The organism is Nonomuraea insulae, assembly GCF_042656245.1.
On the sequence record NZ_JBHSPA010000086.1, the window covers coordinates 1 to 18,900 of the forward strand.

Consider the following 18,900-nt stretch of genomic DNA (forward strand, 5'->3'; position numbering starts at 1 on the left):
GCGCGTCGGCGACCTTCACGTGCTGCCGGGCGACCTTGATCCGGGCCTTGACCCGGTTGGCCGATCCCCTCGCCTTACGGCTCAGGCTCCTCTGGAGCCTTGTGAGTCTCTTCTGCGCCCGGCGCAGGAAACGCGGGGAGTCGATCTTCCGGCCGTTCGCCGGGAGCGTCGGCGGCGCACCGCTGTCGGGCAAGGAACTCCCCGGGCGCGGCCTGAAAGGCTGATCGAACATGTGATCTAAAACTTCTAGGCTCAACTCCTCGATCAGGGTTACGATCTTGCTGCCTGCCGACGATGTGGATCGGCGGGCTGACAGGGTGTGAAGACGCCCCATGACCGAACGGGAGATCGACTTTGAGGCGTGCACTGATCGCGTTAGGCATCGGCTTCAGCGTGCTGGGCTCCACTGTCATCACCGGGCCGGCACAGGCAGCCGTGACTCCGGCGGTGCTCGACCTGGCCCGCACCGCGATACCGGCTCAGGAGGTCGCGCGGTTCTGGCTCGCCGACGGGGCCGCCAACTTGAGGAACGCCACCCCGTACGCCGTCCACACCACGACGCCCGGGTAACGCCTGTCCACGGACATCGTCCCGGACGGCAACCCGGGCCTCGTCGCGCCGGTGGAGGGACCGGCGGGGGCCACGACCATGGGCAAGGTGTTCTTCATCGGCAGCGACCTCCAGCCGCACTGGTGCACCGGCACGGCCGTGCAGTCGCAGTACCGCAATCTCGTCGCCACCACGGGTCACTGTCTGGTGGACACCGAGGCGCCGATCGGAGCGCTCGGCAAGTGGGTCTTCGTCCCCGGCTACCTCAACGGCATCACGACCCGTGTTTCGGACACCGATGGCGACAGTCGGTACGACACCGGCATCTCGCCGTGCTTCGACTCCCAGACGTACGGGATCTACAGGCGCGCCGCAGTCATCTGGAGCGGCACCATCACCAGACTTCCCGACCCGGCAAGCTGAGACAACGGCATCCGGCTATTCTCGGCCTGATGAAGCACGAACCCACGGCTCGCGCGCTGGTCACCGCCATGCCCGAGACCTTTCCGTGGGTTCGCCATCTCAGCGCCGAAGAGCTGCGCGCCTTCGCTGTCGAACTGGTGGAAGCACTCTCCGATGCGGCACAGCCGGAGGTCATCTCAGGCTGGCGGGCAACCGCTCGCATCAAAGCTGACCCCGCGCTGTACGCCGAAGCCCGCAAACCCACGAGCGGCGACTGCGGGACCGTGAACATCGGCGAATGAGCCCCTTCTGGCTGATCCACGGCTCTCGTACCATGAGGGCGTGCACGGCCTTCTCCGCTCCGCGTGGGATGAGCCCCGCCCGCCCCATCCCCCGCGTCGGGTGTGGCGGGACTGGGTGCTCGTAGGGCTGCTCGCCCCGGCCATAGTCCTCGAAGGGGTCCTGCGGACGGATCTCCAGTGGCGGCCGCTCTCCGTGATCTTCGCCCTGGCGATGTTGCCCACCCTGTTATGGCGCCGCAGGAGACCCCTGCTCACCCTGGCGATCCCCATCGTCACCACGAGCCTGATCCAGCTCCTCACCGGCGCCGACCCGGCCGAGATGGCCGCGATGGCCTACATGCTGATCCTGCTGTACTCGTTGTCCCGCTGGGGTTCAGGGCGCGAGGCGGGGACGGGGCTGGCGCTGATCACGGTCGCGGTGCTGGGCTCCGCGTTCGCGGGGAAACTGGGCGCGTCCGATGTCGTCGGCGCGTTCACCGTGGTGTTCGCGGCGATCGCCCTGGGCGGGGCCTTCCGTTATCGCGCGCGGGCCAGGATGCGGGAGCTCGATCAGGTCAAGCTGCTCGAACGCGAGCAACTCGCCCGCGACCTGCACGACACCGTGGCCCATCACGTCTCGGCGATGGCGATCAGGGCGCAGGCGGGGATCGCGACGGCGGGCGTCAGCCCGGATGCCGCCGTCGACGCGCTGCGGGTGATCGAGGCCGAGGCCTCGCGTACGCTCGCCGAGATGCGCGCCATGGTACGTGTCCTGCGCCGCGACGGGGCGGCGGAGCTGGCGCCCAATCCGCACCTCGCCGAGCTCGAACAGCTCGCGGGGCAGGCGAGGGTCGGGCCGTCCGTGGAGGTGAAGATCGACGGGGATCTCGACGGGGTGCCTCCGCCGGTGGGGGCCGCGATCTACCGCATCGCCCAGGAATCGGTCACCAACGCCCGGCGGCATGCCCGGCACGCCACCCGGATCGAGGTGCGGGTGGCCGCCGACGACGCCTCCGTGCACCTGCGCGTGAGCGACGACGGCGACAGCACCGCCACCCGTCCCGCCGCCACCCCGGGGTACGGGCTGCTCGGCATGATCGAACGCGCTGACCTGCTCGGCGGCACCTGCGAAGCCGGGCCCAATCCGGGTCGCGGCTGGACCGTGACCGCCGTACTGCCCCGGACTGGAGCCACGGCATGAGTGACACGGAACCCGCCATCCGGGTGATCGTCGCCGACGACCAGGAGATCGCGCGTACGGGACTCAGGATGATCCTCGACGTGCAGCCTGGCATCGAGGTCGTCGCCGAGGCGGGTGACGGTCTGCGGGCTGTCGAGCTGGCCCAGCGGCTGCGGCCCGATGTGTGCTTGTTCGACATCCGGATGCCGCGTTGCGACGGCATCGAGGCCACCCGCCGGCTGGCCGGGCCCGACGTGGCCGACCCCATGGCCGTGGTCGTGATCACGACGTTCGACCTGGACGAGTACGTCTACGCGGCGCTCAGGGCCGGAGCCAGGGGGTTCCTGCTCAAGGACGCGGGCCCGGAACTGCTCGCCCAGGCGGTCAGGGCCGCCGCCGGAGGGGAGGCGCTCATCGCGCCGAGCATCACCGCGCGCCTGCTCGGGGCGTTCGCGGGAACCGGGCCGGCCCCGCCCAGGGTGCAGCCGATCGAGGCGCTCACCGATCGGGAGGAGCAGATTCTGCTCACGGTGGCGCGCGGCCGTACCAACAGCGAGATCGCCGATGAGCTGCACATCTCACTGAGCACGGTGAAAAGCCATGTCGCGAGCTTGATGACCAAACTGGCGGTCCGCAACCGGGTCGAGATCGCCATGTGGGCGTACGAGACCAACCGCGTCAGGGGTTGACCGGCGAATGATCCACTCGGCGACGGCGGCGTTGATCGCCCACGAAGCGCCCATGAGCAGCGCGTGGGTGACGTCGTCGGGCGGGCCGGAGATCCCCTCCCAGATTCCCAGGGTCAGTGCCTGGGTGCCGGCGCCGAGGCCGAGGGCGTACGCGCGCATCATCCAGGCGCGGTGGCGGCGCACGTCCCGGCGCAGGATGGCGGCCAGGCCCAGCACCAGGGAGGCGAGCATGGCCGAGCCGAACACCAGCCGGAACACGGTGAGCAGGCCCTGGTCGCCGGGCGGGACGGCGTAGAAGAGGGTCATCCACAACGCGGACAGCGCCGCCACCAGCCCGGACCCGGCCACCACCCGCCCCGAGACGCGGTGCCACCCGGGCCTGCGCCGCCGGAACCGGGGCGCGAACTGGAAGGCCCCGAGCACGCTGTACAGGGTGACGCCCACGATGTGCGCCACGATCGGCACGGGCGATCCGAAGAAGCGGGCGTTGGCCGCCGTGACCTCCGCCCCGCCGGTCAGCTCGGTCAGGCGGATGGCGCCGGCGAGCACGGGGATGAAGCTGAGGACGATCAGCCCGGTCGGCACGGGCCAGGATGCCTTGGTACGCATGCCTCGATGGTGACCGCCCACCCCCCGCCGGCTCATCGGCCCGACGGCCCGACCCGGATGAGCCGATCGGCCAGGCAGAAGGTCGTACTTTCGGCCGTTGAGTCTTCCCGCAGGTCGCGCGCAGACTGAGGGCCCCCGACGAATGAGGAGAACGTGATGAAGGCGTTCGTCTTACGGTCCTACGGCTCCCCCGACGCCCTCGAGCTCACCGACATCGACAAGCCCAAGCCCGGCCCCGGCGAGGTGCTGGTGCAGGTGCGCGCCACCTCCGTCCAGCCCTGGGACTGGCACTTCATGCGCGGCGAGCCGTACGTCGCCCGCGTGATGCCCGGCGGGCCCGGGTTCCGCAGGCCGAGGTTCGGCATCCTGGGCGCGGACGTGGCCGGAGTGGTCGAGGCCGTCGGGACGGGGGTGACGGAGTACGGGCCGGGCGACGCGGTGTTCGGGATGCCCCCGACGGGCGGCGGGTTCGCCGAGTACGTCTGCGTACCGGAAAGCGAGCTGGCCCCGAAACCGGAGACCCTGTCGTTCGCGCAGGCGGCGGCGGTGCCGCTGGCGGGCGGCACGGCGCTGCTCGGCATCCGCGACCAGGGTGGGGTCAAGCCGGGGCAGAAGGTCCTGGTCAACGGGGCATCGGGAGGGGTGGGGACGTTCGCGGTGCAGATCGCCAAGGCGTACGGGGCGCACGTCACCGGCGTGTGCAGCACCCGGAACGTGGATCTGGTGCGCTCGCTCGGCGCGGACGAGGCCATCGACTACACCAAGGAGGATTTCGCCCGCGATGGGCAGATTTATGACGTCCTTCTCTATATATCCGGCAACAGGTCGTTCGCGGACTGCCGGAAGGCGCTGAAGCGCAAGGGCGTCTGCGTCCTCCTCGGCGGGGCGGCCGGCCGATGGGTCCAGCCGGCCGGGCGGATGTTCGGCATCCTCGCGGCCTCCGCGTTCACCTCCCAGAAAGCCGCGCTGGGACAGGTGGTCGGGTCCAAGGAGACCAGGCGGAACCTGCTGGAGCTGACCGACCTGATCGAGAACGGCAAGCTCACGCCGATGATCGATCGCACGTACACCTTCGAGGAGATCCCGGAGGCGCTCAGATATCAGGAGGAGGGGCACGCACCGGGCAAGGTCGTCGTCACCATGTGATCACGCGTACAGTTGCTCAAGGCGTGCAGCGCACCTTCCGCGTCCCACGTCCAGGGCGCATTTCGAATTGTGTCGCTTAGGGTGGCTTCTATGGACGCAGGCAAGGCGATCTTCGAAACCGTCGACAAGCTTCGCCAGCGGCGCACGGCCCCGCTGGTGCTGGAGCTCGATCTCACAGAGGGCCTCACCGAGGGCCCGCCGGCGGATCCGCTCGCCGCGGTGTTGTCCATGCGCAAGACGCGCCTGGCCGACGTGCTGTCCGGGCTCAAGCGGGCCAGGCAGGACCCCCGGGTCAAGGCGCTCGTCGTGAAGATCGGCGGTAACCCGCTGGGCCTGGCGATGGTGCAGGAGCTGCGGCAGGCCGTGATCCACTTCCGGGCCTCGGGCAAGCTGACGGTGGCGTTCGGGGAGACGTTCGGGGAGTTCGGCGGCGGCACCGTGCCCTACTACCTGGCCAGCGCGTTCGAGCGGCTCTACCTGCAGCCGAGCGGCGACGTCGGGCTGACAGGGGTGGCGCTGGAGCAGCGCTTCGTGAAGGGCGCCCTGGGCAAGCTGGGCGTCGGGTACGAAGCCGGCCAGCGCCACGAGTACAAGACCGCGGTCAACACCTTCACCCAGGACCACATGACCGACCCGCACCGCGAGTCCATGGCCCGCATCGTGGAGTCGGTCACCGAGAGCTTCGTCGCGGGCATCGCCGACGGCCGCCGCCTCGACCCGGGCAAGGTGCGGGAGCTGATCGACCGCGGCCCGTTCACCGCCTCCGAGGCGCAGGAGGCCGGGCTGGTCGACGGGCTGGCCTACCGTGACGAGGTCTACGCGGAGGTCAAGGCGGCCGCCGGCGAGGACAGCCACCTGCTGTACGTCTCCCGCTACGCCCGCGGCGCGGCCGTGCGCAAGCTGCCGCAGCCGATGACCGACGGGGTCGCGCTCGTCCACGGCCACGGCATGATCAAGACCGGCCGCAGCGGGCGCAGCCCGCTCGGCGGAGGCGGAGCCATGGGCTCCGACACGATCAGCGCCGCACTGCGCGCGGCCCGGCGGGACGAGCACGTCAAGGCCGTGGTGTTCCGGGTGGACAGCCCCGGCGGCTCGTACGTGGCCAGCGACACCGTCTGGCGCGAGGTCGTCCTGACGCGCAAGGTCAAGCCGGTGATCGTGTCCATGGGCGACATGGCGGCCTCCGGCGGCTACTTCGTCGCGATGGCCGCCGACGTGATCATGGCCCAGCCCGGCACCCTGACCGGCTCGATCGGCGTGTACGGCGGCAAGCCCGTCCTTTCCGAAATGCTCTCGAAGATCGGGATAAATTCGGAAATGGTGTCGGAGGGGGCCAACGCCGGCATGTTCTCCACATCCCGCGGCTTCTCCCCCGAGCAGTGGGAGCGGGTGAACGCCTGGCTCGACCGTATTTACGATGACTTCGTGAACAAGGTGGCCAAGAGCCGCGACCTCAGCCGCGAACGCACCCACGAACTCGCCCGCGGCCGCGTATGGACCGGCGCCGACGCCCAGGCCAGAGGACTGGTGGACGAGCTGGGCGGCCTGGAGGACGCGCTGGCCCTGGCCAGGAAGCGGGCCGGGCTGGCGGAGGACGCGCCCGTGCGCACCTATCCCCGCCTCAACCCGCTCGAACGGCTGCGCGGCCCGGAGTCCAGCGAGGACAGGTCCGCGGCGCTGGCCCGGATCCGGCTCGACGCCTGGGGCCCGCTCGCCCGCCTGTCGGCCGAGCTCGGCCTCCCCGCTGCCGGCCCCCTGCTCCTGCCCGCCTGGTACATCATCCGCTGAGCCGCCGCCGCTCCCCTGCCCGCCTGGTACACCATCCGCGGAGCCGCCGCCGCTCAGGAGCGGTAGCGGCCGCGGAGGCGTATCAGAGGTTGCTGGGAAGAGTCGATGTAGACGACGGACAGGACCGCGGCGATGAAGATCGTGTGATCTCCGGCCGGGACCACCTTTGCGGTCTCGGCCTCGATGGCGGCCACCCCGCCCTCGATCACCAGCGCCTCCGTCCGCTCCCCTCGATGGTGGGGGACGGAGGCCACCAGGAGGCGGGCGCTCGGGCGGCCCGCGGTGGCGAAGCGGCTGGCGATGGCCGCCTGTCCCGAGGACAACATGGAAGCGGCCCAGCGGTCCTGCCGGAGCAGGATCTCGGTGAGGTAGCCGCTGCTGGCCAGGCTCACCAGCAGCAGCGGCGGCTCCAGCGAAACCGACATCAGCGCCGACACCGTGGTGCCGACGTCATCACGCCCGTCCCGCGCGGTCACGACCGCGACCCCCGCCGCGAGCTGCGCCATCGCCTCCGTGAACAGCTCGCTCACCGTGAGAGCCCCCAGAAGACGGAGGCTCTCACGGGGGAGGTCAGCCGAGGCCGTTGGTGGTCAGCCATTCCTTGGCCACGGTCGCGGGCTCGTCCTTGTTGACGGAGATCTTCTGCATCATGTCCAGGAGGGACTGCGTCGTCAGCTTGGCCGAGATGCCGTTCAGGGTGGTCCTGATGGTGTCGTTGGCGGCGGCCTTGTTGAGCAGCGGGGTCACGTTCTGGGCGGCGAAGATGTTCTTGGGGTCCTGCAGCGGCACCAGGTTGTTCGCGGCCATCTTGGGATCGGTGGTGAAGATGTTGCCGACCTGGATCGAGCCCTCCTTGAGCGCGTCGGCCGTGGTCGGCCCGGTGGGCTTCCACTCCTTGAACTCAAGGCCGTAGACGTCCTTGAACCGCTGCTGCCAGCGCTTCTTGAACTCGGGCGGGGCCCCGAGGACCATGTCCTTGGAGACCTTGGCCAGGTCCTCGATCGAGTTCAGCGACTGCTTGGTCTGGGTGTCCTTGGAGACGGACAGGGTGTCCTTGTCCTCGGCGGGCGAGGAGTCGAGCACCTCCAGCTCGGCCGGGAGCTTCGACTTCAGCTCCGTGTCGACCTCGTCGGCGGCCGCGGCGGTGGTCTTGGGGTCGACGAAGGCGAGCAGGTTGCCGTTGTACTCGGGGACGATGGTCAGGCCGCCGCTCTTGACCTGGTCGTAGACGACCTCGCGGCTGCCGATGCGCGGCTTCTCCTCCACCTGCACACCCTTGGCCTCCAGCGCCTGGGCGTAAATCGAGGCCAGCAGCACGCTCTCGTCGAAGTCGAAGGAGCCGATGACGGCCTTACCTCCACCGCCCGCCGAAGCCGACCCGGAGGGAGCCGCGCTCGTGCTGTCGAGCGGGTTGCCCCCCGTGCTGCCACCGCCACCACAGGCGGCCAGCGCGAACATCGCCGAGAGGAGCACCCCCGCGATGCCGTACTTGCGTCTCATCTTGCATTTCCCTTCTAAGCGGGAGGTAGTACAGAGAACCTACCGAACCTTCAACCGCTGGCTCACCCCCGGAGAGACCGTCACTCTCTGGACGAGCGTGAACAGTATCTGCACCACGAGCGCAAACAGCACAATCAGTACTGAACCCCCGACGACGCTCGCGTAATCCTTGGTCGCGAAACCGTCGATGACATACCGGCCGAGACCGCCGAGACCGGTGTAGGAGGCGACCGTGGTGGTCGCCACGACCTGGATGGCCGACAGGCGGCAGCCGAGCAGGATCAGCGGCAGGGCGACCGGCACCAGGACCCGTCCCAGCACCTGGCCGCCGCGCAGGCCCATCCCGTACGCGGCGTCGCGCAGGTCGGGATCGACCCCCCTGATCCCCTCGAACGTGTTGACCAGGATCGGCGGCACCGACAGCAGCACCAGCGGGATGATCACCGGCCAGATCGAGGAGGTGCCCAGCAACAGCACGAACATCACCAGCAGGCCCAGCGTCGGCAGCGCCCTGGCGAGGTTCGCCGAGACGACGACCACCACCTCGCCCCGGCCCGTGTGCCCGATCAGCAGGCCAACCGGCACGGCGATCAGCACCGCCAGCAGCAGCGCCAGGACCGAGAACTGCAGGTGCTCCAGCAGGCGCACGGGGATGCCGCCGGGGCCCGACCAGTTGTCGCCGTTACCGAAGAAGTCCCCGAGCCAGCCGAGGAAGTCGGTCAGCCAGCTCATGACGTCGTCGCCTTCCGTGCGCGCACCCAGGGGGTGAGCAGGCGCTGAGCCAGGACCAGCAGGCCGTCGGCGACCAGCGCGAGCGCCACGATGAGCACGATGCCGACGATCACCGGCGGCATGAACGGGTTCTGGTAGGCCCGGGTGAACAGCCCGCCGAGCCCGCCCTGCCCGATCAGCGCGCCCACGCTGACCAGGCTGATGCTGGAGACCGCGACCACGCGCAGCCCGGCCAGGACCACCGGCACGGCGATCGGCAACTCGACCGTCAGCAGCCGGCGCAGCGGGGTGAAGCCCATGGCCACGGCCGACTGGCGTACGTGGTCGGGCACCGAGTTGAGCCCGTCGACCACGGCCGGGATCAGCACGGCCATGCCGTAGAAGGTCAGCGGGATGATCACCGTGGTCTGCGACAGCCCGGTCACCGAGATCAGCAACATGAAGACCGGCAGGGACGGGAGGGCGTACACGACGTTCATCAAGCCGGAGGTGGGCTGGTAGAGCCAGCGCCAGCGCACGCTGGCCAGGCCCAGGGGCAGCGCCACGATCAGCGCGAACAGGATCGGCACGAGCGACATGGTGAGGTGGTCGGTGAGCAGGTTCCTGATGCTGTCGACCCGGCCGGTGTCCCAGTTGCGCCCGATCCACTCCCAGATGGAGGGGGGCCCATCACCCATCTGCGGCCTCCGCGAGTGCCTCGTCGAGCGCCTCCCTGGTCGCCACGCCGACGACCTTGCCCTGCTCGTCCACGGCCACGGCGCAGCCGGACGGCGACAGCAGCGCCGCGTCGAGGGCCGTGCGCATGGAGTCGCGTCCGTGCAGGAACGTCCCGTACGGCTCCAGTTCGCCCCCCGGCGTCCCGGTGCGCCAGCCGACCGGGCTGCCGTCACCGCTCACGACCAGCAGCCACGGCTCGGAGGTGCTGCCGTCGAAGTCCTCGGGAACGGTCAGGTCGGTACGCAGCCGCAGCCCCTTCGTGGAGATGAACTGCAGCCGCCTGATCCCCCTGTCGTGCCCGAGGAACTCCCTGACGAAGTCGTCGGCCGGCTCCGACAGCAGTGTCTTGGGGTCGGCGAGCTGCGCCAGCTTGCCGCCCACCCGCAGCACGGCCACCCGGTCGCCGAGCTTGATGGCCTCGTCGATGTCGTGGGTGACGAACACGATCGTCTTGTTGAGCTCGCTCTGGAGCCTGAGCAACTCGTCCTGCAGGCTCGTGCGGACGATGGGGTCGACCGCGCTGAACGGCTCGTCCATGAGCAGCACGGGCGGGTCCGCGGCCAGGGCTCTGGCCACGCCCACGCGCTGCTGCTGCCCGCCGGAGAGCTGGAACGGGTAGCGCTGGGCGAAGGCCGGGTCGAGCCCGACGCGCTCCAGCAGCTCCATGGCCCTGGCACGGGCCTTCTTCTTGTCCCAGCCGAGCAGGTAAGGGACGGTGGCGACGTTGTCGACGATCTTCCTGTGGGGGAAGAGGCCGGCCTGCTGGATGACGTATCCGATGCCGCGCCGCAACGTCGGCGGGTCGATGCTCTGCACCGGCTCGCCGTCAAGGAGGATCTGGCCCTCCGAGGCGTCGATCATGCGGTTGATCATCCGCAGTGACGTCGTCTTCCCGCAGCCGGACGGTCCGACGAACACGGTGATCTCGCCGGTGGGCGCCTCAAGGCTGAGGTGGTCCACGGCGACCGTTCCGTCCGGATAGCGTTTGGTGACAGAGTCGAATGTGATCACGCGCGAACTCTCGCTTCGGGCTTCTGTGGCAGGGCCGCGGCCCCCTGCCACGACCGCCGCATGATCTCTGGGACCCACAGACTACGGCGATTCGGCGTCCTCTGTCCCCTCGGGCATCTCTTAAACGCTTCACTTGAGCTGCGGATTCGGATGAAATGTGAATCTGGTAGTGCGCCGGACCACGTGTATTGGCATGATTACCCTCACAATTCTTGACGCATCAGCCCACAAAGCCCCGACGCGCCCCTTCACCCTCAGCGTCCGCACACAGCAAGAGGATCCGGCCCCGTGTCTCAGACGATCAACGATCAGCGCCGACGCGCAGAACTGATCGCAGAGCTCTACGACCTCTATGCCGCAGGGCTGTTCGCGTACTGCGCTGACCAGCTCGGCGACCTCGGCTCCGCGTCCGACGTCCTGGTGTCCGTTCTCACCAGCGTCCCGGCCACCACGCCGCCCCGCGCCGCTCTCTACGCCTTCGCCCGCCGCGAGATCCACCGGCGGGACATCGTCTACTCACCCCCCGCCGTCGACCCGCTCATCGACCCGGCCACCGCGCTCGTCGAGCGCTCCCTGCGCGAACTGCGCCCCCACCAGCGCGAGGTGCTGGTGTTGTGCGCGGTGTGCGGGCTGAGCAAGGCCGAGCTGGCGTGGGTGCTGGACGTCGCGCCCGACACCGCCGAGGAGCTGGCGGTCGGGGCGGGGCACCGGTTCAGGCAGTCGCTGGGAACGGCGCTGCGCTCGGCCGGGGTCCGCGTGCCCAAGCCGGTCGCCGACGTGTACGGCGCGCTGGGCGTCTCGCCGCTGCGGGACGTGCTCGGCCGCCTGCCCTGGCCGCTGCCTCCGGCCGCGCTGCGCATCCACTTCGCGGGCTCCCGTACGGCGGCGCCCGCCCCGATGTTCGTCAAGCCGCGCTGGCCCAGCCCGCCGATGTGGCCGCAACCGCTGGCGGAGGCGGATCCGGCGACCAGGACGGCGATCTTCCCCGCCGAACTGCTCACGCCGCCATCGTGGCCGCGGGTTCCCGAGCACGACGCGACCACCGCGCCGATGCCCAAGCTCCGCAACGGGCTGACACCGCCCAGGGACGTCCTGGACCCGGGCCTGCCGTTGCGGGACCCGCTGGGCTCGGCCCGGGCTTTCAAGGACCCGCTGAGCGCCGGGTCCGGGCCGCCGTCCCAGGAGCGCCCGTTCTTCATGTCCGCTCCCGAGGCCCCGGGGGCCGAGCCGTTCGCGACGGGCGACGTGATCCTGCCGAGGGACGCGCCGGATCCGTACATGACCGGCGACGTCCTCGTCCACAAGGGCCCCGACCGCCGTCAGGCGCCGTTCGAGCCTCAGCCCGCGCCCGCGGAGTTCAGGCGGCCACCGGTGTCACGGCCCCAGCCACAGGTCCGCGAACCGGCCGCCCCGCTGTTCCAGCCCCGCGCGAAGGCCCCCGCCAAGCCGCACGCCAAGCCCCAGGCCAAGCTGCACGCCAAGCCCAAGGCGAAGCCCGGTCCCAAGCCCGGTCCCAAGCTCGGTCCCAAGCCCGCCGCGGAGCCCGTCTACCGGCTGCCGGGCGTGGCGAAGGAGGATCCCTCGACCTCGATCCTGGCTCCCCGCGCGGTGCGGGCCAGGCCCATGCCCAAGCGGAAGCCGGAGGTGGGACGCCGGCCCCAGAAGGTACGCCGTCGCAAGGACCGCCACTACGACTGGGTGTGGGAGCTGATCGGGTTCCTGCTCTGCGTGGCGATCGCGATGATCGTGTTCTTCTCCGTGCCGATCTTCGGCGGCGGCTCCTAGGGCGGGCCGATGGGCACCGGCCCGTCCAGGTGGCCGACCGATGAGCGCCGGCCCGTCCAGGTGGCCGGCCGATGGGCGCCTACCCGTCCAAGTGGCCGGCGCCCGTCGGCTGGCTGAGCCTCAGTCGGCGGACAGGATCAGGCCGCTGGTCGGCACGCCGGTGCCGGCCGTGACGAGGACGTTGGCGACGTTCGGGAGCTGGTTGGCGGCGGTGCCCCTGATCTGGCGGACGGCTTCCGCGATGCCGTTCATGCCGTGGATGTAGGCCTCCCCGAGCTGCCCGCCGTGCGGGTTGACCGGGAGGCGGCCGTCCAGTTCGATGCCCCCGTCCTGGAGGAATCCGGGCGCCTCGCCACGCCCGCAGAAGCCGAGTTCCTCCAGCTGGGTCAGGACGAACGGGGTGAAGTGGTCGTACAGGATGGCCGTCTGGATGTCGGCGGGCGTCAGCCCTGAGATCTCCCAGAGGCGGCGGCCGACGACGGACATCTCCGGCAACCCCGTCATGTCGTCGCGGTAGTAGCTGGTCATCATCATCTGGTCCGCGCCCGCGCCCTGCGCTGCCGCCGTGATCACGGCCGGGGATCTGCGCAGGTCGCGGGCGCGTTCCGCGGAGGTCACGACCAGGGCCACCGCGCCGTCGCTCTCCTGGCAGCAGTCGAGCAGGTGCAGCGGCTCCACGATCCAGCGGGAGGCCTGATGCTCCTCCAGCGTGATGGGCCTGCCGTGGAACCAGGCCGCCGGGTTCGTCGCGGCGTGCCTGCGCATGGCCACGGCGACGCGGCCGAAGTCCTCGGAGGTGGCGGCGTACACGTGCATGTAGCGCTGGGCGAACATGGCGACCCAGGCGGCCGGGGTCATCAGGCCGAACGGGACGTGCCAGCTCATCTCCAGGCCCTGGGAGGTGGGCTGGGCGGTCAGGCCCGCGTTCGGGAGGCCGAAGCGGCGGCCGGAGCGTTCGTTGAACGCCCGGTAGCAGACCACCGTATTGGCCGCGCCCGTCGCCACGGCCATGGCCGCGTGGGCGACGGTGCCGCAGGCCGCGCCGCCGCCGTACTCGACGCGGGAGAAGAAGGTCAGCTCGCCGATGCCCGCCTCCCTGGCCACGGCGATCTCCTGGTTGCCGTCCTGGCTGTAGGTGACCAGGCCGTCCACGTCGCCGGGCGACAGGCCCGCGTCGTCCAGCGCCGCCAGCACGGCCTCCGCCGCCAGGCGCAGCTCCGAACGGCCCGACTGCTTGCTGAACTCGGTGGCGCCGATGCCCGCTATGGCCGTGCTCAAGGGCTCTCCCGGGTCGTGAGGGTGACGGTGGCGGTGGCGTGGTCGCCCAGGCTCACCCGGCCGCGTACCTCCACCGTCAGCCGGTCGCCGTCCCGCCCGACGACCGCGCCGCTGAAGGTGAGGCGGTCGCCGGCGTAGGCCGGCACGCCGAGCTTGACGTCGATGTCGTGGATGGTGGCGTCCGGGCCGGTCCAGTCGGTGACGTAGCGCTCGACCAGGCCCATCGTGGTCAGGATGTTGAGGAAGATGTCCTTGGAGCCCTGGGCCCTGGCCAGGGCGGTGTCGTGGTGCACCGGGGTGAAGTCCATGGTGGCCAGGGCCGTGGAGATGACCATGGTGGGGGTGAGGTCGACGGACAGCTCCGGGAGCGTGGTCATGACGGGGTCCACATGGGCAGGACGAGGTGGTCGTCCATCCGCTGGTACGTCACGCGCAGGGGCATGCCGATCTCCACGTCCTCGATCGGGCAGTCCACGATGTTGCCTACCATTCGTACGCCTTCGGGTAGTTCCACCACGGCCACCACGAACGGGGTCTCGCGGCCTGGCACGGGCGGGTGGTGGTGCACCACGTAGCTGTAGAGGGTTCCGGCGCCGGTCGCGACCGTGTGGGTGCGGTGGGCCGAGCGGCAGTGGGGGCAGAGCGGGCCCGGCGGGTGGCGCAGCTCGCCACAGTCGGCGCAGGACTGGATGCGGAGCTCGCCCTGGTTGACGCCTTCCCAGAAGAACGCCGTGTCCTGGTTGGTGGCGGGTTGGAGGGGATACGGCGGGAGCGCCGCGGCCTTGGGCTCTGGTGGGCGAAATTTCAGGATTCGGAAGAGCATTTCGGCGACCGGCTCGTCGGCGTCGCCGTACCAGGTGACGTTCCACGTGGCGAAGTAGCCCACGCCGAGGGCCGTCCGCTTCGGGCCCGCCAGGTCGGAGAACCTGGTCGCGGGGGTGAGGACCTCCCCGACGCGGGCGTAGCGGTGGTAGGTCTGGGCGCAGTTCGTCGCCACCACGCCCGTGTAGCCGTTGTCGTCGAGCGCGGCCAGCAGGTCGTCCACCGGCGAACGGTCCTTGGCCGCCGGGGGGTGCATGGTCCACACCTGGGCCATGGCGGGCGGGGCGAGACCCCGTTCGAGGTAGGCCGGGTTGGTGTCGCCCATGGCGGCCAGCCAGTGGCGGATCATGGGGATGTTCACCGGGTCGGCGGCCGGGGTGCCGCGTATCTCCCCCAGCGCCGCCTGCTTGGCCGCCAGCTCGCGCAACTCCTCGTCCGTCGTCACCGCGCCGCCGTCGGCCGTCCCCGAGTTGCCCTCCGTCGTCGCCACGCTGGCGTCGGTCGTCACCGCGTTGCCGTCGGTCGTCATCGCGGGGGCCTCGGGAGGTTCAGGCCGAGCATGGCGATCAGCTCTCGCTGCACCTCGTTCACCCCGCCGCCGAACGTCAGCACCACCGCCCCCTTGACCCCGTGATCGACCCGTTCCAGCAGCTCGGCCGTCTCCGGATCGGACGGGTCCCCGTACCTGGCCAGGATGTCGCCGACGATCCTGCCGACCTCCTGCATGCGCTCGGAGCCGTAGATCTTGGTGGCCGACGCGTCGGGGGCGCCCAGCCAGCCGAGGTCCATGTTGGCCGCCACCTGCCAGTTGAGCAGCTCGTTCGTACGGAAGGCCGCCCACACCTCCGCCAGCGCCCTGCGCACGTCCTGCTCGCCGTCCAGCCCCGTACGGCGGGCCCAGGCGCGGAAACGGTCGTAGGTCTGGCCGAGGTTGCCTGCGGGCCCCAGGGTGACCCGTTCGTGGTTGAGCTGGTTGACGATCAGGTCCCAGCCCCGGTCCACCTCGCCGACCACGCTGTCCACCGGGACGCGTACGTCGGAGTAGTACGTGGCGTTCGTGTGGTGGCGGCCGTCCATGGTCATGATCGGCGTCCACGAGAACCCGGGATCGTCCGTGGAGACGATCATCATGGTGATGCCCTTGTGCTTTTTGGCCGTCGGGTTCGTACGGGCGGCGAGCCAGATGTACTGGGCGTAGTGGGCTCCGCTGGTGAAGATCTTCTGCCCGTTGACGACGTAGTGGTCGCCGTCGAGCACCGCCGTCGTACGCAGCGACGCCAGATCGGTGCCCGCCTCGGGCTCGCTGTACCCGATCGCGAAGTGGCACTCCCCCGCGAGGATGCGCGGCAGGAAATGATCCTTCTGCTCCCGCGTGCCGTACTGCATGAGCGTGGGCCCGACCGTCTGCACCGTGATGATCGGGTACGGCACCCCGGCGCGGGCTATCTCATTGGCGAAGATCTGCTGCTCCAGGGGGCCGTGGCCGCCGCCCCCATACTCCTTGGGCCAGCCGAGCCCCAGCTTCCCGTCACGGCCGAGGCGACGGCAGTGCTCCATGTACGCGTCCCCGAACGGATCCCCGGCGATCTTCGCCCGATCCTCGGAGGTGAGGCAGCCCTGGAAGTACTCCCGCAGTTCGTCGCGGAGCCTGCGCTGCTCGGGGGTCAGGTCGATGAGCATCAGACGAGCGCTCCGATCAGGTCGAGCTGGGCGTCGGCGCCGCCGAGCAGGTGGGACAGGTGCTTGGCCTGGGCGAAGTAGCGGTGCAGCGGGTAGGTCACGTCCAGCCCGAGCCCGCCGTGCAGGTGCTGGCAGGTGTAGAGCGCCTTGAGGGCCTCACTCACGTGGTACGCGGCCAGCGCCAGGTCCTCCTCGACCGGCAACCCCTCGCCCAGCCGCCAGGCCGCCGACCACATGGCCACGTCCAGCGCCCGCCCGGTGATGTAGACGTCGGCGATCTGCATGGTCACCGCCTGGAACTCGGCCAGCGCCCGCCCGAACTGCTTCCTCGTCCTGATGTAGGCCGTGGTCAGCTCCAGCGCCCCGGCCAGCACCCCACTGGCCTGCGCGGCCACGGCGGCGGTGAAGATCCGCCTCGCGTCCTCCACCGCCTCCGGCCCCGCCACCCACTCGGCCGGCGTGCCGTCCAGGATGATCGTTCCCGCCGGCTCCGCCGTGGAGGTGAACTCGCCCGTCGCCGCCGGCGACTCCACCAGGAACAACCCCTCGCCGGCGCTCACCAGCACCGCCGCCCCTGGATAGGGCACCGCGACCTTCCGCCCGCCCAGCACCCACCCGCCCCCGGCGGACGGCGAGTCTTCGGAGGCCGTGGCCCGGGGTGGGTCGGAGAGGGCGCGGCCGGGCTCGCGGAGCGCCAGGGTGAGGTGGCCGATGCAGCGGCTCTGCTGGTCGGCGGTGCCGTGGCGGGCCAGGGCCAGCGTGGCCGCCAGCGTGGGCAGCGCGGGGACCATCGCCGCCCGCGCTCCCACCTCCCGCAGCACCACGGCCATTTCCACCGGACCGAGCCCGGCGCCGCCCGCCTCCTCCGGCACGCACACGCCCATCAGCCCGGCCTGCCACAGCCGCTCCTCGTCCCCTTCCCTGGCGAGGACCTCGGTGGCCAGCTTCTTCAGATCCTGCTGGGTTTCGTCCAGGTTGAAATCCACTACGTCTCCAAGAGATGTCGCCTGCCGTGCCGTACGAACTCCTCCTCCATCCCCTTCGCCTCCGCCTCGGTCAGCGGCCGGAGCCCGTCGGGGGCGCGCCACCAGACCGGATCGGCGGTGCGCCAGCCCTCGCGGGCGAGGCGGCGCTTGATGACCTTGTGCGAGGCCGTCTGGGGTAACTCCCGAGAGACGCGGATGAATCGGGGCAAGGATTTGACGCCCAGGTCGCGGCGGGAGGCCAGGAACGCGGTGAACGCGTCCGCGTCGAAGGCCCCCTCCAGGACGAGCGCCGCCATGACCTGATCACCGGCCGCCGGATCCGGCACCGGGTACACCGCCGCCTCCACCACCCCGCCGAACTCCCGCAGCGCCGCCTCGATGGGCGCGACCGCCAGGTTCTCCCCGTCCACGCGCAGCCGCTCGGTGCCACGGCCCGCGAAGAAGACGTAGCCGTCCACGTCCGCGTAGGCCAGGTCGCCGGACCAGAACGCGCCGTCCCTGATCCGCTCGGCGTCCGCCTCAGGGTCCTTGTAGTAGCCGTCGAACAGCCCGAGCCCCGCCGTGTTGACCAGCTCGCCGATGGCCTCCTCCGGGTTGGTCAGGCGGCCGTCCTCGATCCGGCCCGGCGGGCAGGCCAGCCCGGTGAAGGGGTCCAGGATGAGTACGCCGTCAGGCAGGCGGCCGAGGCACCCCTGCGGGCCCGAGGGGTCGGGGGTGAGGGAGATGGCGGTCTCCGTGGAGCCGAAGGCGTCGATGACCAGGCAACCGAACCGCTCCCCGAACCTCCTGGTGGCCACCGCGCTCCCCTCGTTCCCGAACGCGATCTTGAGCGGGTTGCCGGCGTCGCCCGGCTGTTCCGGGGTGGCCAGGACGTAGGAGAGGGCCTTGCCGACGTAGTGCAGGTACGTACAGCCGTATCGCCTGATGTCGGGCAGCAGGCCCGAGGCCGAGAACCGCCTCCGCAACACCAGCGCCGCCCCCGACGCCACGGCAGGGGCGTAGGCGGCCATCAGGGCGCCGGAGTGGAACAGCGGCATCGAACAGTAGACGACGTCCTCGGGGGTGAGCAGCGCCGCCAGGCTGATCCCGGGGACGGCGAGCTTGCGCTGCGTGATGCGCACGGCGCGGGGACGTCCCGAGGTGCCGGAGGTGAAGATCAGCATCACGAGATCGCCGATCTCACCGCCGCCGTCCTGCTTCCGCACATCCGGGGGCGAGGCCGCCGGAGACTGCGCCGGCGCCTTCAGGGGCGGCGTTGCCGGGGGCGGCGTTGCTGGGGAGCGCGTCAGCTCCTCCAGGCCCAGCGCCTCGACTCCCAGCGCCTCGGACATCTGCCGCGCGACCTCGCCGTAAGGACCGTCCGCGAGGAGGAGGCCGACGTCCGTCGAGCGGGCGTCCCTGACCAGTTCCTCCACGCCCCGCGTCGGGTTCAGCGCGACGACCACGTGCCCGGCCAGCGCCGCGCCCCCGATGAGGAAGACCAGTTCGGGAACGTTCTCACTGAGCACCCCGACGTGCGTCCCCGCCCCACGCAGGGACAGCCACGCGCCGGCGGCCCGGCAGGCGGCGACGGACGCCCGCCAGGACCACACCCGGTCCTCGAAGACGAGGCCGGGCCGGTCGTCGTCGGCACGGGCGAGGAGCAGGGAGGCGATCGTGTCGGCGGTCATCGCTCCTCCAGCAAGCGCTAGGTACGCCGAATCGCAAACTAGAACAGATTCCAATATCTGTCCAGCACCCGCCCA

General features: G+C 70.5%; 21 protein-coding genes. 8 read left to right on the plus strand and 13 right to left on the minus strand.

The genetic code is table 11. The annotated features are described in order from the left end of the window. The coding region (locus tag ACFPZ3_RS54065; RefSeq protein ID WP_379522268.1) for a transposase at window positions 1-193 on the minus strand (193 nt) is incomplete at its 3' end. A 161-nt stretch (window positions 194-354) separates the two neighbouring features. Here ACFPZ3_RS54065 and ACFPZ3_RS54070 point away from each other — a divergent pair. The 5 genes from ACFPZ3_RS54070 to ACFPZ3_RS54090 are packed head-to-tail and all read left to right on the plus strand — an operon-like array spanning window position 355 to window position 3,101. Then, the gene (locus ACFPZ3_RS54070; RefSeq protein ID WP_379522269.1) at window positions 355-570 is read left to right on the plus strand and encodes a hypothetical protein; all 216 of its coding nucleotides are present in this window, start codon (window positions 355-357) and stop codon (window positions 568-570) included. Window positions 571-621: 51 nt separating this feature from the next. After that, the gene (locus ACFPZ3_RS54075) at window positions 622-972 is read left to right on the plus strand and encodes a hypothetical protein (RefSeq protein WP_379522270.1); all 351 of its coding nucleotides are present in this window, start codon (window positions 622-624) and stop codon (window positions 970-972) included. Between the two features lie 29 nt (window positions 973-1,001). Further along, a complete protein-coding gene (locus ACFPZ3_RS54080) occupies window positions 1,002-1,253 on the plus strand; it encodes a hypothetical protein (RefSeq protein WP_379522271.1) in 252 nt (83 codons plus the stop codon). 40 nt (window positions 1,254-1,293) lie between these two features. Further along, window positions 1,294-2,433 (plus strand): sensor histidine kinase, encoded by a 1,140-nt coding sequence (locus tag ACFPZ3_RS54085; protein WP_379522272.1) that lies wholly within the window; start codon window positions 1,294-1,296, stop codon window positions 2,431-2,433. Next, a complete protein-coding gene (locus ACFPZ3_RS54090) occupies window positions 2,430-3,101 on the plus strand; it encodes a response regulator (RefSeq protein WP_379522273.1) in 672 nt (223 codons plus the stop codon). Before ACFPZ3_RS54085 ends, ACFPZ3_RS54090 begins: the two co-directional genes overlap by 4 nt. Here ACFPZ3_RS54090 and ACFPZ3_RS54095 read toward each other — a convergent pair. Further along, complete coding sequence (locus tag ACFPZ3_RS54095; RefSeq protein ID WP_379522274.1) at window positions 2,991-3,710, minus strand: DUF2306 domain-containing protein; 720 nt, start codon at window positions 3,708-3,710, stop codon at window positions 2,991-2,993. The genes ACFPZ3_RS54090 and ACFPZ3_RS54095 overlap by 111 nt on opposite strands. Before the next feature lie 156 nt (window positions 3,711-3,866). On the opposite strand from ACFPZ3_RS54095, the gene ACFPZ3_RS54100 reads away from it, so the two are divergent. Together ACFPZ3_RS54100 and sppA are read left to right on the plus strand one after the other, a co-directional pair. Beyond that, window positions 3,867-4,856 (plus strand): NAD(P)-dependent alcohol dehydrogenase, encoded by a 990-nt coding sequence (locus ACFPZ3_RS54100; protein ID WP_379522275.1) that lies wholly within the window; start codon window positions 3,867-3,869, stop codon window positions 4,854-4,856. Window positions 4,857-4,946: 90 nt separating this feature from the next. Beyond that, entirely contained in the window at window positions 4,947-6,644 is a 1,698-nt protein-coding gene (gene sppA / locus ACFPZ3_RS54105; RefSeq protein WP_379522276.1) for a signal peptide peptidase SppA, read from the plus strand. 53 nt (window positions 6,645-6,697) lie between these two features. On the opposite strand, the gene ACFPZ3_RS54110 is transcribed toward sppA, so the two are convergent. The 5 genes from ACFPZ3_RS54110 to ACFPZ3_RS54130 are packed head-to-tail and all read right to left on the minus strand — an operon-like array spanning window position 6,698 to window position 10,604. Beyond that, window positions 6,698-7,174 (minus strand): flavin reductase family protein, encoded by a 477-nt coding sequence (locus ACFPZ3_RS54110; RefSeq protein WP_379522277.1) that lies wholly within the window; start codon window positions 7,172-7,174, stop codon window positions 6,698-6,700. Window positions 7,175-7,214: 40 nt separating this feature from the next. After that, the gene (locus ACFPZ3_RS54115) at window positions 7,215-8,144 is read right to left on the minus strand and encodes an ABC transporter substrate-binding protein (protein ID WP_379522278.1); all 930 of its coding nucleotides are present in this window, start codon (window positions 8,142-8,144) and stop codon (window positions 7,215-7,217) included. A 39-nt stretch (window positions 8,145-8,183) separates the two neighbouring features. After that, window positions 8,184-8,876, minus strand: coding sequence for an ABC transporter permease (locus ACFPZ3_RS54120; protein WP_379522279.1), 693 nt, complete (start codon window positions 8,874-8,876; stop codon window positions 8,184-8,186). Further along, window positions 8,873-9,553: an ABC transporter permease gene (locus ACFPZ3_RS54125; RefSeq protein WP_379522280.1), complete on the minus strand. Its 681-nt coding sequence runs from the start codon at window positions 9,551-9,553 to the stop codon at window positions 8,873-8,875. The genes ACFPZ3_RS54120 and ACFPZ3_RS54125 overlap by 4 nt, the downstream gene beginning before the upstream one ends. Next, window positions 9,546-10,604: an ABC transporter ATP-binding protein gene (locus ACFPZ3_RS54130; protein WP_379522281.1), complete on the minus strand. Its 1,059-nt coding sequence runs from the start codon at window positions 10,602-10,604 to the stop codon at window positions 9,546-9,548. Before ACFPZ3_RS54130 ends, ACFPZ3_RS54125 begins: the two co-directional genes overlap by 8 nt. A gap of 288 nt (window positions 10,605-10,892) precedes the next feature. Between ACFPZ3_RS54130 and ACFPZ3_RS54135 the strand changes: the two genes are divergently transcribed. Then, window positions 10,893-12,389: an RNA polymerase sigma factor gene (locus ACFPZ3_RS54135; RefSeq protein WP_379522282.1), complete on the plus strand. Its 1,497-nt coding sequence runs from the start codon at window positions 10,893-10,895 to the stop codon at window positions 12,387-12,389. Window positions 12,390-12,509: 120 nt separating this feature from the next. On the opposite strand, the gene ACFPZ3_RS54140 is transcribed toward ACFPZ3_RS54135, so the two are convergent. From ACFPZ3_RS54140 to ACFPZ3_RS54165, 6 genes are read right to left on the minus strand one after another with little or no spacing between them, the layout of a single operon-like run. After that, on the minus strand, window positions 12,510-13,667 hold the full coding sequence (locus tag ACFPZ3_RS54140; protein WP_379522283.1) for a lipid-transfer protein: 1,158 nt from the start codon (window positions 13,665-13,667) through the stop codon (window positions 12,510-12,512). Continuing rightward, window positions 13,664-14,044, minus strand: a complete 381-nt coding sequence (locus ACFPZ3_RS54145; protein ID WP_379522284.1) for a MaoC/PaaZ C-terminal domain-containing protein — start codon at window positions 14,042-14,044, stop codon at window positions 13,664-13,666. Before ACFPZ3_RS54145 ends, ACFPZ3_RS54140 begins: the two co-directional genes overlap by 4 nt. Further along, complete coding sequence (locus ACFPZ3_RS54150) at window positions 14,041-15,018, minus strand: bifunctional MaoC family dehydratase N-terminal/OB-fold nucleic acid binding domain-containing protein (protein WP_379522285.1); 978 nt, start codon at window positions 15,016-15,018, stop codon at window positions 14,041-14,043. The genes ACFPZ3_RS54145 and ACFPZ3_RS54150 overlap by 4 nt, the downstream gene beginning before the upstream one ends. Continuing rightward, entirely contained in the window at window positions 15,015-16,169 is a 1,155-nt protein-coding gene (locus ACFPZ3_RS54155; protein WP_379522286.1) for an acyl-CoA dehydrogenase family protein, read from the minus strand. The genes ACFPZ3_RS54150 and ACFPZ3_RS54155 overlap by 4 nt, the downstream gene beginning before the upstream one ends. Continuing rightward, the gene (locus ACFPZ3_RS54160) at window positions 16,169-17,155 is read right to left on the minus strand and encodes an acyl-CoA dehydrogenase family protein (RefSeq protein ID WP_379522287.1); all 987 of its coding nucleotides are present in this window, start codon (window positions 17,153-17,155) and stop codon (window positions 16,169-16,171) included. Before ACFPZ3_RS54160 ends, ACFPZ3_RS54155 begins: the two co-directional genes overlap by 1 nt. Then, a complete protein-coding gene (locus ACFPZ3_RS54165; RefSeq protein WP_379522288.1) occupies window positions 17,155-18,825 on the minus strand; it encodes an AMP-binding protein in 1,671 nt (556 codons plus the stop codon). The genes ACFPZ3_RS54160 and ACFPZ3_RS54165 overlap by 1 nt, the downstream gene beginning before the upstream one ends. Window positions 18,826-18,900 lie beyond the last annotated feature (75 nt).